15 protein-coding genes are annotated in these 15,760 nt (G+C 60.5%); 11 read left to right on the forward strand and 4 right to left on the reverse strand.

Going from position 1 to position 15,760, the window contains the following annotated elements:
* The 3 genes from ACR0D9_RS00870 to ACR0D9_RS00880 form a co-directional block, all read right to left on the reverse strand.
* Entirely contained in the window at nucleotides 1-219 is a 219-nt protein-coding gene (locus tag ACR0D9_RS00870; protein WP_480537411.1) for a DUF1330 domain-containing protein, read from the reverse strand.
* Between the two features lie 441 nt (nucleotides 220-660).
* Nucleotides 661-885 (reverse strand): DUF1127 domain-containing protein, encoded by a 225-nt coding sequence (locus tag ACR0D9_RS00875; RefSeq protein WP_480481881.1) that lies wholly within the window; start codon nucleotides 883-885, stop codon nucleotides 661-663.
* Nucleotides 886-1,065: 180 nt separating this feature from the next.
* Nucleotides 1,066-1,410, reverse strand: coding sequence for a hypothetical protein (locus tag ACR0D9_RS00880; RefSeq protein ID WP_480537412.1), 345 nt, complete (start codon nucleotides 1,408-1,410; stop codon nucleotides 1,066-1,068).
* Nucleotides 1,411-1,774: 364 nt separating this feature from the next.
* On the opposite strand from ACR0D9_RS00880, the gene mraZ reads away from it, so the two are divergent.
* The 10 genes from mraZ (at nucleotide 1,775) to ACR0D9_RS00930 (ending at nucleotide 11,876) form a co-directional block, all read left to right on the forward strand.
* Complete coding sequence (mraZ, locus tag ACR0D9_RS00885) at nucleotides 1,775-2,278, forward strand: division/cell wall cluster transcriptional repressor MraZ (RefSeq protein ID WP_209504537.1); 504 nt, start codon at nucleotides 1,775-1,777, stop codon at nucleotides 2,276-2,278.
* Nucleotides 2,279-2,282: 4 nt separating this feature from the next.
* Nucleotides 2,283-3,275 carry a 16S rRNA (cytosine(1402)-N(4))-methyltransferase RsmH gene (rsmH, locus tag ACR0D9_RS00890; RefSeq protein WP_480537413.1) on the forward strand — a complete coding sequence of 331 codons (993 nt, stop codon included), beginning with the start codon at nucleotides 2,283-2,285 and terminating at the stop codon, nucleotides 3,273-3,275.
* On the forward strand, nucleotides 3,272-3,640 hold the full coding sequence (gene ftsL / locus ACR0D9_RS00895; protein WP_209504535.1) for a cell division protein FtsL: 369 nt from the start codon (nucleotides 3,272-3,274) through the stop codon (nucleotides 3,638-3,640). Before rsmH ends, ftsL begins: the two co-directional genes overlap by 4 nt.
* On the forward strand, nucleotides 3,637-5,424 hold the full coding sequence (locus tag ACR0D9_RS00900; protein WP_480537414.1) for a peptidoglycan D,D-transpeptidase FtsI family protein: 1,788 nt from the start codon (nucleotides 3,637-3,639) through the stop codon (nucleotides 5,422-5,424). The genes ftsL and ACR0D9_RS00900 overlap by 4 nt, the downstream gene beginning before the upstream one ends.
* A 22-nt stretch (nucleotides 5,425-5,446) precedes the next feature.
* Nucleotides 5,447-6,946, forward strand: coding sequence for a UDP-N-acetylmuramoyl-L-alanyl-D-glutamate--2,6-diaminopimelate ligase (locus ACR0D9_RS00905; RefSeq protein WP_480537415.1), 1,500 nt, complete (start codon nucleotides 5,447-5,449; stop codon nucleotides 6,944-6,946).
* On the forward strand, nucleotides 6,943-8,337 hold the full coding sequence (locus tag ACR0D9_RS00910; RefSeq protein ID WP_480537416.1) for a UDP-N-acetylmuramoyl-tripeptide--D-alanyl-D-alanine ligase: 1,395 nt from the start codon (nucleotides 6,943-6,945) through the stop codon (nucleotides 8,335-8,337). Before ACR0D9_RS00905 ends, ACR0D9_RS00910 begins: the two co-directional genes overlap by 4 nt.
* Before the next feature lie 36 nt (nucleotides 8,338-8,373).
* Nucleotides 8,374-9,456, forward strand: a complete 1,083-nt coding sequence (gene mraY / locus ACR0D9_RS00915) for a phospho-N-acetylmuramoyl-pentapeptide-transferase (RefSeq protein WP_267363338.1) — start codon at nucleotides 8,374-8,376, stop codon at nucleotides 9,454-9,456.
* Nucleotides 9,453-9,998: an AAA family ATPase gene (locus ACR0D9_RS00920; RefSeq protein ID WP_480481873.1), complete on the forward strand. Its 546-nt coding sequence runs from the start codon at nucleotides 9,453-9,455 to the stop codon at nucleotides 9,996-9,998. The genes mraY and ACR0D9_RS00920 overlap by 4 nt, the downstream gene beginning before the upstream one ends.
* Nucleotides 9,995-11,392, forward strand: a complete 1,398-nt coding sequence (gene murD, locus ACR0D9_RS00925) for a UDP-N-acetylmuramoyl-L-alanine--D-glutamate ligase (protein ID WP_480537417.1) — start codon at nucleotides 9,995-9,997, stop codon at nucleotides 11,390-11,392. The genes ACR0D9_RS00920 and murD overlap by 4 nt, the downstream gene beginning before the upstream one ends.
* 109 nt (nucleotides 11,393-11,501) lie before the next feature.
* Nucleotides 11,502-11,876, forward strand: a complete 375-nt coding sequence (locus tag ACR0D9_RS00930; protein ID WP_480475937.1) for a glycine zipper family protein — start codon at nucleotides 11,502-11,504, stop codon at nucleotides 11,874-11,876.
* A 24-nt stretch (nucleotides 11,877-11,900) separates the two neighbouring features.
* Here the strand turns inward: ACR0D9_RS00930 and ACR0D9_RS00935 are convergent, their stop codons facing one another.
* Complete coding sequence (locus ACR0D9_RS00935) at nucleotides 11,901-13,082, reverse strand: BaiN/RdsA family NAD(P)/FAD-dependent oxidoreductase (protein WP_480537418.1); 1,182 nt, start codon at nucleotides 13,080-13,082, stop codon at nucleotides 11,901-11,903.
* 839 nt (nucleotides 13,083-13,921) lie between these two features.
* Between ACR0D9_RS00935 and ACR0D9_RS00940 the strand changes: the two genes are divergently transcribed.
* Nucleotides 13,922-15,745 carry an adenylate/guanylate cyclase domain-containing protein gene (locus ACR0D9_RS00940; protein ID WP_480537419.1) on the forward strand — a complete coding sequence of 608 codons (1,824 nt, stop codon included), beginning with the start codon at nucleotides 13,922-13,924 and terminating at the stop codon, nucleotides 15,743-15,745.
* Nucleotides 15,746-15,760: the final 15 nt, after the last annotated feature.

Genomic DNA, 15,760 nt, shown 5'->3' on the forward strand with positions numbered 1-15,760 from the left:
TCATATCCCGTCGACCAGAACCAGATTGGTGGTTGCGGTGGCCTTTCGGATCTTCGCCAGTTCGATGTAATCCGGGTCGTCCTTCCAGGATTTCGCTGCTGCAAGATCCGGAAACTCCATCAACACAATCCCGCCTTCGGGCCAATCGCCTTCAATCCGTTCGACCGGTTTGGATGAGACCGTCAGCAGGCGACCGCCGTGGCGGTCGAAGATCGGCATGAAACCTGCCAGATGCCCTGATATCCGTCCGGGTCGTGAATGTTGATCTGCGCAATGAAATAGGCGGCCATGGCGTCCTCCGCATCAGATGTCAGGACGCCATCCTACACCAGTGTCCGAAAAACAAAAAACGGCGGTTCCCAGGGAGGAGGAGAGGGAACCGCCGTCTTGTCAACATCAGAGCAGGGAGGAGGAGAGCCCTGATGTATGCGAGCCCGGGTTTGAACCCGGTATGAGGAAGACGCGGCGATGTCAGGGAGGAAGAAGACATCGCCGCGCGCTTTCAACATCAAGGCAGGGAGGAGGACGCCCCGATGTATCCGTGTCCGGCGGGTTGAGGCCGGTATAAGGTGCGGCAACGTCAGGGAGGAGGAAGACGTTGCCGCTGATTACAGACCCTAAGGGAGGAGGAAGGGCCTGATCTCAGTATGCGTGTTGCGCTTATCGCGCGGTTTGTTCGTTTGCCGCCTGCATGGCAACGCGGCGGATCATCGAGCGGTGCAGGCCAAGATCGGCCAGCTCGCGGTTCGACAGAGCGGACAATTCATTGACGGTCTGGCGGTACAGACGATAGCGTACGAACCGGGTCTTTGCGTTTTCCAGAACTGCGCCAAAACCGAACGCCGGTGCGTTCTTTACTGCTGTATGCGTGCTTGCGACTGCCATGCTCATCATCCGTATCTTTTTGTCTTGCCGGTATCGTCCGGCCCTTGCTTGAGATTGAAGATAGGCAAATGCTGCAATTGCACAATAGGTCACGACATCAATGCTGCTATGCAGCAAATGCATAGATTGGCTCAGTTTTTTCTTCTTGCCGCGATGCGCCTTGAAAATATGGGGTCGACCCTAGGTCAGCTTTGTCGGCGGCATCTGGCCCTTCCCGATGGCCTGCCTTTGAATTGAGCGCACTCTGCGGAAAATTGGGCAAAACATGTCCGTTCCGATGTTGACAAGGCTTGGGTGAATCGCGCGTGGGAAATCATGGGGCGATGTGGTCGCGTGGGGGAGATTGCTGGAAAACGACCCGAAATTCTGAACGATTCGAAGGGCTGATTGTGCATTTGAGGCCAATATTTCCAGTCCAAAAGAAAATCCGGCAAAATTCTTGGGAAATTGCGGGAAAAATTTAAGCTGAAAAATTCTCCTATATATAGGGGTTGCTTTTTCATCATCCGCTAAAACTGGTGTCACGGGCCTCGAATCCTTCAATTATATTCCGCTCTGGCCGTGTTCCGCATGACACGCTGCGCAAAATTCCTATTGATTTCCATGAAATCCCATGTCATCCCTAATACATCCGATGAGGACGAGGCAGCAGGGGCACCAAACGACCCCGACCAAAAATATTCAGGTTTCATACAGGCATCTCGCTTTCATCAATCAAGAGATCCGGCGCGCGGGCGAGCAGACATCCCCCCAGGTGGCGCGCGCAGCTGGACATCCCGCAAGGCGGGTCAATGCGGCGGGTTGATCAGTGGCAGCAGATCAACCCGCCGTTTTTCATCCGGGGGGAACGTGAATTCAAGGTGGGGCGCAAGCGAAAGGGACAGTCGTCTTGGCGCGCAGGTTTAGAGGTGAAAGCCACCATAAGGTGGATACGAAGGGCAGGGTGTCGATCCCGGCCTCGTTTCGCCGTGTGCTTGAATCGTCCGATCCCAACTGGCAGCCCGGTGACAACCCCGAACTGGTGATTGTCTATGGTGACCACCGCCGCAAGTTCCTTGAATGTTATACCATGCAGGCGATTGACGAGGTTGATGCCAAGATCGATGCCCTGCCGCGCGGCTCGATGCAGCGGCGGATGTTGCAGCGCATGTTCCATGGTCAGTCCTTCCCGACCAACGTGGACGAAACCGGGCGCCTTGTGCTGCCCGCCAAGCTGCGCAGCAAGATCGGTCTGGAAGGCGAGGCGTTCTTTATTGCCGCAGGTGACACCTTTCAGATCTGGAAACCCGAGACCTATGAAGTCGAGGAACTGGCCAAGACCGAAGAATGGATGGATGATCTGCCGGACGATTTTGATCCGATGCAGTTCCTAGACGGCACCGGGGATGCGTAACGGCATGGCCGGCGCTGCGTCCTCATCTGAAAAACCCCATATTCCTGTTCTGTTGCGCCCCTTGCTGGCCGCAGTTGCGCCGGTCACGGGCATCTGGCTGGACGGCACGTTTGGCGCGGGCGGCTATACGCGCGGTCTGCTGGAGGCCGGGGCCGACAAGGTCATCGGGGTAGACCGTGACCCGCTGGCCTTTGAAATGGCAGCAGACTGGGCGCAGGATTACGGCGACCGGCTGGTGATGCAGCCCGGCGTATTCTCGCGCATGGACGAATATGCGCAGGATCTGGACGGCGTTGTACTGGATCTTGGCGTGTCCTCGATGCAGCTGGATCAGGCCGAGCGCGGGTTTTCCTTCATGAAGGACGGCCCTCTGGATATGCGCATGAGCCAGCAAGGCGAAAGCGCCGCCGATTTGGTGAACACGGCGACCGAGGCGCAACTGGCCGACATCCTGTTCCACTATGGCGAAGAACGCGCCAGCCGCCGGATTGCCAAGGCGATTGTCAGGGCGCGAACCGAGGCGCCGATCACAACCACCCTGCGTCTGGCCGAGATTGTCGAATCCTGTCTGCCACGCCCGAAACCGGGGCAATCGCATCCCGCAACGCGCAGTTTTCAGGGTCTGCGGATCGCGGTGAATACCGAATATGAAGAGCTGTTTCAGGGCCTTATGGCCGCCGAACGTGCGCTGAAACCCGGTGGGCAGCTGGCCGTTGTCACCTTCCATTCCATCGAAGACCGGATGGTCAAACGGTTCTTTCAGTCGCGCGCGGGCAAAACAGGGCGTGCGAACCGCTATGCGCCCGAGATGGAACAGGACCAACCGCAATTCACACTGAAGACCCGCAAGGCCGTAGGGCCCGACGAACAGGAATTGCAGGAAAACCCGCGCGCGCGCTCGGCCAAGCTGCGTGTTGCGATCCGCACCGATGCTCCGGCGGGGGAAATTGAGGCCCGCGCCATTGGAATGCCTCAACTGGGGGGAAGGGCAAGATGAAGAGTGTTTTGTATGTGTTGACTGCTCTGTCCGTGTTCGGATTGGCGCTTTGGGCCTATCAGGAGAATTATCGGACCCAACAGGTGGTGAAGGAAACGCAATCCCTGCAACGCGAGATCGGCATGGCGCAGGTGCGGTTGGCGGTCTTGAACGCAGAATGGGCCTATTTGAACCGCCCCGACCGGCTGCGAGAACTGGCGGACCTGAATTTTGAACGCCTTGGTCTGTTGCCATTGCGGGCCGAACAGTTCGGGCGCGCCGATCAGATTGCCTTTGCCGAAGACCCGGACCTGCCCATCGTTGACCCGATTGAATTGCAGGCCATCACCGACATTCAGGCCTTGGGCGAGGTGCAGATCCCATGACACGCACGCCCCTTCGTCCACTGGCCCGTATCCTTGACGCCCGCGCCCGTGGCGAAAACCCAAAGGCGATCGAGCGTGAAAACATTCGCAAGCGCCACGAAGACATGAAAGACCGCGCCCGCGCCCGCGCCGAAGGGCGTCTGCTGGTGCTGGGGCTGTTCTTCTTCTGCGCATTCTCGGTGGTTGGCGTCCGCATGGGCATGTTGGCAACGTCCGAGGTGCAGGAACCACTGGCCAATGCGCCGGGGGCCGCGATTGCCATGCAACGCGCCAATATCGTCGACCGCGAAGGGCGCATTCTGGCCACCAACCTTGATACCTATTCCGTCTACGCGCAGCCGCCACTGATGATCGATCCGATTGCGGCAGCAGATCAGCTGGTCGCGATCTTCCCCGATCTGGATAAAGAGCGTCTGGTCAAGGATTTCACTGGCAAGCGCAAGTTCCTGTGGATCAAGAAACGCATTTCGCCCGAACAGAAACAGGCCGTGCACGACATTGGCGATCCCGGTATCCTGTTTGGCCCGCGCGAGATGCGCCTCTATCCCAACGGCAAGCTGGCCGCTCATATCCTCGGCGGGTCCGGCTTTGGTCGCGAGGGCGTCAGCGCCGCCGAGGTGATCGGTGTGGCCGGGGTGGAAAAGCAGTTTGACGACTATCTGCGCGACCCGGCCAACGGCAACAAGCCACTGCAACTGTCGCTGGACCTGACCATTCAGGCCGCGGTCGAACAGGTGCTCTACGGCGGTATGAAGATCATGAACGCCAAAGGCGCATCGGCGGTTCTGATGAATGCGCATACGGGCGAGGTTGTGTCCGCCGCCTCGCTACCCTCATTCGATCCTAATGATCGCCCACGCCCGCCGACCTCGGGGTTTGATCCCTCGGACAGCCCGCTGTTCAACCGCTATGTGCAGGGCGTGTACGAACTGGGTTCGGTCTTCAAGATTTTCACCGCCGCGCAGGCGGTTGAACTTGGGCTGGTAAACTCGAACACCATCATCGATACATCCGGCCCGATGAAGATCGGGCGCTTCCCGATCGGAGAGTTCAACGGCAAGAATTACGGCAAGATCAGCGTGGCGGATGTGATCGTCCACAGCTCGAACCGTGGCACCGGGCGTCTGGCGTTGCAGATCGGCGCGCAGCGCCAACAGGATTTTCTGAATGCGCTCGGCATGTTCGACCCGACCCCGTTCGAGATTGTCGAGGCCACGGGCGGTGTGCCGCTGAAGCCAAAGAAATGGGGCGAGTTGAGCACTGTGACCATTTCCTACGGCCATGGCCTGTCAACCAGCCCGATGCATCTGGCGGCGGGATATGCGGCGATTGCCAATGGCGGGCACTATGTCAGCCCGACCATCCTGCGCCAGAACGGTCCACAATATGGCCCCCGCGTGATGTCGCAGGGAACCGCGCGTCAGGCGCAGAAGATGCTGCGCAAAGTGGTGACGGATGGCACCGCCAGCTTTGGCGAGGTGAAAGGGTATGACGTGGCTGGCAAGACCGGCACGGCAGACAAGCCCAAGCCACGCGGCGGGTATTACGAAGACAAGGTCATCGCCACTTTCGCAACGCTCTTCCCGGCCTACGATCCGAAATATGTTCTGATCGTCACGCTGGATGAACCTTCAATCGTGGCTTACGGCGAAAAACGCCGCACCGCAGGCTGGACAGCAGTGCCTGTTGCTGCCGAACTTATCGGTCGCGTGGCACCTCTGCTGGGCTTGCGTCCCCGGCTTGAGCCTGAGGCGGGCGCTGCTATAACGCTGACCTCAAACTAGGCTGTCCGGCAAGAGGTGGGTCATGGGCACAAGGACAAAGAAACTCAGCCAACTGGCCCTGACCGCGCGAGGCGGGGTTAACCCCGAGATCACCGGTCTGGCCGTTGACAGCCGCGAGGTGAAAGACGGTTTCCTGTTTGCAGCTCTTCCCGGCACGCGGGTTCATGGCGGCACGTTCATTCAATACGCCCTGCGTATGGGGGCCGCCGCCATCCTGACCGATGCCGAAGGGGCGAATATCGCAACAACTGAACTTGCGGCGTCGGATGCGGCGCTGGTGGTTGTCGAAGACCCGCGTCAGGCACTGGCCGGGGCCGCCGCCCTATGGTTCGGTGCGATGCCGCAGACGATTGTCGCGGTCACGGGAACCAACGGTAAAACCTCGGTTGCCACCTTTGTGCGCCAGATCTGGACCGAACTGGGCCATGCCGCCGTCAACCTTGGGACAACCGGTGTCGAAGGGGCATGGACCGCACCGCTGGCCCATACCACTCCCGAGCCAATCACCCTGCATCGCTGTATGGCGGAAGCCGCCGAAAACGGCGTGACCCACGCCGCGATGGAGGCCTCGTCCCACGGCCTCGAACAGCGCCGCCTGGATGGCGTGCACCTGACCGCTGCCGGGTTTTCGAACTTCACGCAGGATCATCTGGATTACCACGAGACTTTTGAAGCGTATTTCGCAGCCAAGGCCGGGTTGTTCGACCGGGTTCTGCCGCAGGATGGCACGGCTGTTATCAACCTGAGCGATCCCAAGGGGTCTCGGGTCCGCCGGATCGCCGAGGCACGCAGTCAATCGGTGCTGACCGTCGGGTTGGGCGACGCCGATCTGTGCCTGATCAACCAGCGGTTCGATGCTACCGGGCAGGATCTGCGATTTGCGTGGCAGGGCCGGACCTTCCAGACCCGCCTGAACCTGATCGGAGGGTTCCAGGCCGAAAACATCCTGCTGGCCTGCGGGCTGGTGATTGCCGCGGGCGACAGCCCCGAACGGGTTTTTGAAACGCTGCCGCATCTGACCACCGTGCGCGGGCGTATGCAGCTGGCCGCAACCCGCGAAAACGGCGCGACGGTTTTTGTGGATTACGCGCACACCCCCGACGCCGTGGCCACCGCTCTCAAGGCGCTGCGTCCGCATGTGATGGGTCGTTTGATCGCCATTGTCGGCGCGGGCGGCGACCGCGATGCCACGAAACGCCCGCTGATGGGAAAGGCAGCTGCCAACCACGCAGATATGGTTTTCGTCACCGACGACAACCCACGCAGCGAAGACCCCGCCGCCATACGCGCCGCTGTCATGGCAGGTGCGCTCGAGGCAGCGGGCGACGTCAGCGTGACCGAGGTCGGCGACCGCGCCGAAGCCATTCTGCGCGGCATCGATGCCCTGCAACCCGGCGACGCACTGCTGATTGCGGGCAAGGGCCACGAAACCGGGCAGGTCGTCGGCGATCAGGTGCTGCCCTTCGATGATGCCGAACAGGCCAGCATTTCCGTCGCCGCGCTGGACGGGAGGGTCGCATGACGCTCTGGACAGCATCCGAGGCTGCTCAGGCAACGGGTGGACGGGTCACAACGGACTGGACCGCTGATGGTGTCTCCATCGACACGCGCACCCTTCAACCCGGTGATCTGTTTGTTGCGCTGAAAGCGGCGCGGGACGGGCATGAGTTCGTGGCCCAAGCGCTTGAGAAAGGCGCGGGCGCGGCTTTGGTCTCGCATATTCCCGACAACGTATCGCCAGACGCACCACTGCTGATCGTTGATGATGTGCAGGCGGCGCTCGAGGCTTTGGGGCAGGCAGCACGCGCCAGAACGAATGCACGTGTGGTAGGGGTGACCGGCAGTGTCGGTAAGACGTCGACCAAGGAAATGCTGGCCGTGATCCTTGAAACGCAAGGCAAAACCCATGCCAGCGTGGCCAGTTACAACAACCACTGGGGCGTTCCGCTGACCCTTGCACGGATGCCGCGCGACACTGAATTCGCGGTGATCGAGATTGGCATGAACCATCCGGGCGAGATTGCCCCGCTGGCCCGACAGGCCCGCCCGCATGTGGCGCTGGTTACAACCGTGGCGGCGGTGCATCTGGAAGCCTTCGAGTCAGTCGCTGGCATCGCCCATGAAAAAGCAGCGATCTTTGAAGGGCTCGAACCCGGAGGCGCGGCAATCGTCAACGCGGATATCGAGCACGCGGACATCCTGCGCCAAACGGCGCTTGGGCAGGGGGCCGGGATCGTGGATTTCGGCCAAGGCGCAACGGATTACCGGCTGACCGACGTTCAGCAGGGGGCGAACACCGTGACTGCCGAAGCTGCCGTTGGTGATCAGGTACTCCGCTTTGCGGTGAACTCTGCCGGTACGCATTTCGCCATGAACGCGCTGGGGGCCTTGGCTGCCTGCGTGGAACTGGGTGTCGATCTGGATGACGCTATCGCGGGGCTGCGTGCATGGTCCCCGGTCAAGGGGCGCGGTGTACGGGAAAGCATTCTTCTGCCCGGCGGCGGGCAGATCGAACTGCTGGATGACAGCTATAACGCCAACCCGACCTCGATGGAGGCCGCGCTGGACGTGCTCGCCGCCTCACAAGGCAAACGCCGCATCGCCTTTCTGGGCGATATGAAAGAGCTCGGCACGCAGGAAGAGGCGATGCACGCCGCCATGGCCGATGCCAATGCGATGGCGCATGTCGATCAGGTGCATTGTATCGGCCCGTTGATGCGGGCACTGCACCACGCGCTGCCTCCGGCGAAACGCGGCCTCTGGTCTGAAACCAGCACCGAGATGGCCGAACGGTTGCCTTCGCTGGTCAGGGACGGCGATACTGTGCTGGCCAAGGGCTCTCTCAGCATGGGATTGGCCTCGATTGTTGACGGTCTGCGCAAAATGGGGCAAGGGGGCGCGCTTGATGGGTGATCACGCCCATGCGCCTCGTGTGAGAAAGGTATTGTCATGCTGTACTGGTTGACCGCCCTGTCGGATGGCGGGGATTTCTGGAACCTCTTCCGGTATATCACCTTCCGCGCAGGCGGTGCCTTCATGACGGCACTGATCTTTGGGTTCATCTTCGGAAAACCGCTGATCAACGTACTGCGCAGAAAGCAGGGCAAGGGCCAGCCGATCCGCAATGATGGCCCCGAGGGGCATTTTTCCAAGGCAGGCACGCCAACAATGGGCGGTTTGCTGATTGTCGGGGCTCTTGTGACCTCGACCCTTGTCTGGGCGCGTCTGGATAACCCTTATGTCTGGATGGTGCTTTTCGTGACCCTGTCTTATGCGGCCATCGGATTCGCGGATGACTATGCCAAGGTGTCGAAACAGAACACCAAGGGCGTACCGGGGCGGATGCGCCTCGCATTGGGCGTGATTATTGCCGTGCTGGCTTCGCTTTGGGCGACGTTGCACCACCCCGAAGCGTTGCAGAACCAGCTGGCCGTGCCGGTGTTCAAGGACACGCTGGTCAATCTGGGCATCTTCTATATTCCGTTTGCGATTGTCGTGATCGTAGGGGCCGCCAACGCAGTAAACCTGACCGACGGTCTGGACGGGCTGGCCATCATGCCAGCGATGATCGCCGCCTCGACGCTGGGCGTGATTGCCTATGCGGTGGGCCGCGTCGACTTTACCGAATATCTCGACGTGCATTACGTGCCGGGCACCGGTGAGATCTTTATCTTTACCTCAGCGCTCTTTGGTGCGGGTCTGGGGTTCCTTTGGTACAACGCCCCCCCGGCGGCGGTCTTCATGGGCGACACCGGATCGCTGGCGCTGGGCGGCGCGCTGGGCGCCATTGCCGTTGCCACCAAGCACGAGCTGGTTCTGGCCGTCGTCGGCGGGCTGTTCGTGGTCGAGGCGCTGAGCGTGATCATTCAGGTCCTCTACTTCAAACGCACCGGCAAACGGGTCTTCCTGATGGCCCCGATCCATCACCATTATGAGAAAAAAGGCTGGGCCGAGCCGACCATCGTCATCCGCTTCTGGATCATCTCGCTGATCCTGGCGATGATCGGTCTTGCAACGCTGAAGGTGCGGTGACCAACCGCCGAATTGTTTTGTCAGGATGTTCCAGCGGAGGTAAGTCAACCCTGCTGCAGGAAATGGCGAAACGTGGCTACGCAACGGTTCCTGAACCTGGTCGACGTGTGGTCAGGGCCGAGCAGGATAGCGGTGGGAACGCGTTACCGTGGAATGACCCCGAGGCGTTTTGCAGAAAGGTGATCGGCACGGCTTTTGACGACATGGCCCATGCTCCAGCTGGTCTGGTTCTGTTTGACAGGTCGGCGCTGGATGCTCTGATCTGGTTCGAGCGCACGGGCACAAATCTTGAAAATGCACTGCGTGATAAGATTCTGCGGCTTGACTATGATTGCCGGGTGTTCCTGTTTCCACCATGGCCTGAAATCTATGTTCAGGACAGCGAGCGACAGCATGATCTGTCTGACGCTCTTGCGGAATATGAAGCTTTGTGCGACCGCTTACCGAAACTTGGTTTCCAGACAGTCCTTGTCCCGAAACGGCCCGTGGTCGAGCGGGCAGACTGGCTTGAAGCGCAGCTAGGCAAAGGACACATGAAATGATCCCGGTCAAAGGCTTTTCAGGGCAGAAAGTTGCGGTTCTGGGATTGGGCCGGTCCGGTCTTGCAACCGCACGCGCCTTGCGCGCAGGCGGGGCGGAACCGGTCTGCTGGGATGACAACCCCACAGCCCGCGCCAACGCCGAGGGCGAAGGGTTCTCCTGTGCCGACCTGCGCAAACAGGGGGCGTTTGACACCATTGCCACGCTCATCGTTTCACCGGGCATTCCGCATCTTTATCCCGAACCCAACCCCGTGGTTGCCGCAGCTTTGGATGCAGGCGTGCCGGTCGACAATGATATCGGCCTGTTCTTCCGCTCTTTTGCGGGGCCGGAATGGAGCAACTATGACACTCCGCCACGGGTCATCGCGGTCACCGGCTCGAACGGGAAATCCACCACCGCGGCGCTGATCCATCACATCCTGACCGAGGCCGGGCGCGAGGCGCAGTTGGCCGGAAATATAGGGCGCGGTGTTTTGGATATCGATCCGGGTGGCGATGGCTCGGTCGTGGTGCTGGAACTTTCCAGCTATCAGACGGAACTGGCCCGTGCGCTGACCCCGGATGTGGCGGTGTTCACCAACCTTTCGCCAGATCACCTGGATCGCCACGGTGGCATGGGCGGATACTTCGCGGCCAAACGAAGGTTGTTTGCCGAAGGCGGCCCGGACCGCGCGATCGTTGGCATCGATGAAACCGAAGGCGCCTTTCTGGCTGGCCAGCTGGCCGAAGGGCCGGCGGATGATCGGGTGATCCGTATCTCGGTAACGCGAAAGCTGACCGGGCCGGGATGGCAGGTCTTCGCGCGCAAGGGGTTTTTGTCGGAATACCGCAAAGGGCGGCAGGCCGGGTCTATCGACCTGCGCGCGATCAAAGGCCTTCCCGGTGCCCACAACCACCAGAACGCCTGTGCGGCTTATGCGGCCTGCCGGTCGCTGGGCCTAGCGCCGCGCGTGATCGAGGATGCGCTGCACGCGTTCCCGGGCCTGCCGCACCGCAGCCAGATCATCGCCGAGGCGGACGGGGTAACCTATGTCAACGACTCCAAGGCGACCAATGTCGATAGCGCCCTGAAGGCGCTGACTGCGTTCAAACAGATCCGCTGGATCTGTGGCGGGCTTGAGAAAGAAGGCGGCGTCGCAGCCCTGAACGCAGCAGCGGATCAAGTGATAAAAGCCTATGTCATCGGTCGTGAGGCGGCGGGCTTTGCGATGCAGCTGACGGTCGACGCGCAGGTCTGTACCACGATGGAGGCAGCAGTGGCGCATGCCATGGCGGAAGCCCAGGCGGGGGAGACCGTTCTGCTCGCTCCGGCGGCGGCAAGTTTCGATCAATATGACAATTTCGAACAGCGTGGCGACGACTTCACGGCGCAGGTGCAAAAACGGCTGTGCTAAGGCCGCACCTGCAACAGCCCGCCGGTAGATGTGGACATTTTTCAATCAGATTGACACTTTGTGGGAATTGAGGTTGCGTCACCTCCAGGTCAATAAAGAGGAAGCGGAAATGTCTGCACGCAAAATTCTCTCCATCCTTCCCGTCGTTGCGCTGGCCGGGGCCTGCGCCAATAGCGGGGCGAATTATGTTCCTATCATCGACGGGCCTGTGGGTCCGAACTACCAGTCCGATCTGGCCAATTGTCAGGCGCTGGCCCGGTCTCGCCCGACGCTGGACAGCAACACCGCGGGCGCTGCCGCCATCGGCGCGGCTGGTGCGGCGGCAACCACAGCGATTATCGACAACAGCGCCAGCGATCTGGGCCGTGCGGCGGCCGCCGGTGCTCTGGTCGGTGTGGGTGCCAGCGCGATCAGCAACACCCAGAACCAGGAAGTGATCGTGCGCAACTGCATGCGCGGTCGCGGGTATAACGTCGTCGGCTAATGCCGCGCAAAACGGAAGTGTAGGTTAAATCTTGGCGGCAATGGCAACACCTGCGGCATGGCCTGATGACCACGCCCATTGAAAGTTGTAGCCGCCCAGCCACCCGGTGACATCCACCGCTTCGCCAATCGCATAGAGGCCAGGGACATCCTTGGCCTCCATCGTTTTCGACGACAGATCATCGGTATCTATTCCGCCCAACGTCACCTCGGCGGTGCGGTACCCTTCGGTTCCCGACGGTACCAGCCGCCAGTCAGACAGGGCCGCGACCAGATCAGACAGTTTCGCGTCCGATTGATCGGCCAGATTGCCGGACATCGGGATGATTTGGCTTAAATACTCGACCAGCCGGGACGGCAGATGCCGCGCCAGTTCCGTTGTCAGCGCCTTGCGCCCTGCATTTTGCCGTTGTGCGCGCAGCAGATCGAACAGGGGCAGTTCGGGGATCAGGTTCACGCCGATCTCCTCGCCTTCGCGCCAATAGGAGGACAGCTGTAAAACGGACGGTCCGCTGAGGCCGCGATGCGTGAACAGCAGCGCTTCGTCAAAACTTGTGCGGTCATTCGACAGCCGCACGGGCAGGGAAACACCGGACAGGTCCTTGAACCGGCCATCCGAAAAGGTGAACGGCACCAGCGCCGCTCGGGTGTCGGTCACCCGCAGGCCAAACTGCCGGGCAATGTCATAGGCCAGCCCGGTCGCGCCCATCTTGGGGATGGATTTGCCCCCCGTGGCCAGCACCAGATTGGCGCAGGTCAGATGCAGGCGCTGCCCCTCACGCTCGACCTCCAGCGCGAATCCGGTGTCCTCCTTGCGCAGATCACGCAGCGCGGTCTGCACCCAAAACTCGGCGCCGGTGCGGCTCATCTCGTCCAGCAACATCTGGATGATCTGCTTCGAGGAGCCGTCGCAGAACAACTGCCCCAGCGTTTTCTCATGCCATTTGATGCCGTGCCGGTTCACCAGGTCAACAAAATCCCACTGCGTAAACCGGGCCAGCGCGGATTTGCAGAAATGCGGGTTTTGCGACAGGAAGTTGCCCGGCCCCGCATACATGTTGGTAAAATTGCACCGCCCTCCGCCCGAGATGCGGATTTTCTCGCCCGGCGCCTTGGCGTGGTCGATTACCAGCACCCGCCCACCGCAACGGGCCGCACACATCATGCCTGCCGCTCCGGCGCCCAATATGATCGTATCGAACCTCATGCACCGCCCTTGGCGTGGATTTTCGGCGATGACAAGGGTGAAACCCGGCGCACCGGGCCTGAGGCAAAGGATTTAGTTGTCAGGTGAATGATTCCCGGAAAATCGGGGCCTGCGGGCGGTGACACCCTTGCACGGGGGCCGGTTTGGGCTGGTTGTCGGGATTATGCGCGCGCGTCGCGGGGCGGGGTTGGAAGGGTGCAGATCACAGAAAACCACGCTCTGGTCCGGTCAAATTGCGGCACCGTTCAGGTTGTGCAGGGCACCTGGTCCCGCCAAATGTTGGGCCACCGAACAGGGTGGCGACTGGCTTGACCGGCTGAAACGGTGCGGGCCGGGCAACGTTCGGATACTTTTTGGAGAATCGATTTCCGGAACCAGTCAGCCGAAACTGTGTCGGGCCATCCGCTTGGTTCAAAAGTATCGGGCCGGTTCAATGCCAAAGGCTTGACCGGGATCAGCCCTCGCGCACTCCTAACGGGAAGTCTTGCCGCATCAGCCCGTCTTGCCCGCCAAGCACCAAGCGCCACAGGTGCCGGGTAAATTGGCCAAATTACACCGAAAAATATGTTCAAAAATAAAAATATGTCGACGGAAGTTCACTAAAACAATACAATAACCCTTATTATTTTGAACTTAACGCATTTTAGAAACCAAATCTCATCAGCGGGCCGATTTATGCCTCGTGATTTCCATTCAGGCCCGTGGCCCGTCCCGCGCAATGCAGCGCCATTCACACCCGTCGGCTGCATTTGCAATCGCAACACGCCTTTGATGCGTGCCAGCCTGCCTGTTTTCGGGGTGGCACATTTCAACAAGTTAAAGAGTTCCGAGACACGATCATGGGTATTAATCTGAATTTGAACAATCCAGGCGACCTTCCCAAGGCGCGGCTCAGGGCGATCCTGTTCCTTGATGCATGTGATTACTCTGCCGCCGTCCGCGAGGACGAGCTGGAAACGCTGGCCAGAATCCGCCGCGATCTGAACTGCGTCAGCGATCTGGTTAACAGCTTTCGGGGCCGGGTGACCGGCCTGACCGGTGACGGGCTGTGCGCCGTCTTTCCAAGTGCGCGTGCCGCCGTCGAAACTGCGCTGGGGATGCAGGATGTCCTGACCCATGCCCCCGACCGGTACGCCAAGGGGTATCGAATTGGGATACATCTTGGCGACACGTTCGAGGTTGACCAACAGATCATCGGTGACGCCGTGAATACGGCAGCCCGGATCGAAAGCGTCGGCTCATCCGGCGAGGTTCTGGTCTCAAGTGTTGTGCGCAATGCGCTGCGCGGACGACAGGATTTCCTGTTCAACTCGATCGGGCGGCCCAATCTCAAGAATATCGGTGCCACGCTCGAACTGTTCAAAGTGGCCCGCGCAACCATCGACGTCCCCTATGAGAAGGACGGAAAAGCACAGCCGGTTCCCGTTCCCACCAATCCAACAGCCTTCCGGTCCGAGCAGATGTCGTTCTCCGTACCGCGCCCGAATTTCGTGATAGGTCTGTTGTCTCCGGATGTCGGTGGCAGTTCCGAAACCGCGACATTCGTGTCCAACATCGTCGCGGAACAGCTGTCCAAATCCCTTACCGAAACCGAAGCGCTCGAGGTTCAGGATTACCGGGTGCCGCAGGTCGCGCTTCCAAAGGAACCACTGTCGGCTGGACCTGATCTTTTCCTTCAGTGTCGCGCTTCGACCTGTGGCAGCATGTTACAAGTGTCCGCCACCGCAATGCGGTCGGAAGACAGAAAAGTGATCTGGAGCCAGAATGTGGTGGCGGATCAGGGTGACTTTCTGGGGCAAAACTGCTCGGGACTGACATCGTTCATCAGCTATGCCACCGACGCTTTGCTGACGGCTTTGCTGAACGGGCGTCACATGCGCGATCCGGCCTCCCATCACGCGGCGAAAACCGCCGTTGCCGCCGTGCATCACCTGCTGACCATGACCGGGCCGGGGCTGGACCAGCTCGAGGCGGATATTCTGGCGGCTTACGAGCTTGATCCCAAGCCGGTCTACCTTGCGTGGCTGGCCTATGTCACGACCTTCAAGGTCGGCGAACGGTACGGAACCTGGGATGCTACACTTGAAGCGCAGGCGCGAGATCTGGCCCGCCGCGCGGTCGCGGCTGACCCGGACAACGGCACTGTTCTGGGCCTTGTCGCCCACGTGCATTCCTACGTGTTCCGAGAGTTTTCGGTGGCGCAGGATCTTGTCGACCGCGCGCTCGAGCTCAGCCCTTATCGGGCGATGAGTTGGGATTCAGCAGCCATGCTCTATTGCTACACGGATCGCCCCGCGCTGGCGGTGGAAGCCGCGCAGAAGGCACGGCTTATCGGACGGCACAGCCCGTACCGGCACCTGTTTGACGGGGCAGGATGTGTCGCCGCGCTGGTCAATGGCGAGTTCGAGAAATCCATCAGGTTCGGCGAATCCGTGATGGAGGTTCAGCCGCAGTTCAAAACCGTCATGCGCTATCTGGCTGCGGCTTACGGGCACGCAGGTGACCGGCAGCGAGGCGAGTTCGCCTTGCAGCGGCTGACCAATCTGGAACCGGACATGTCGCTGGCCTGCATCCAGCAGGACCGGTTCCCGGTGCCAACACGGTTCAGCGCGCAACTGATGGAAAGCGGCCTGTCCCGGATCGGATTGCCGCAACACGCTTGAAGTAGGGGAAAAAGT

Source organism: Ruegeria sp. AK11, from assembly GCF_056541095.1.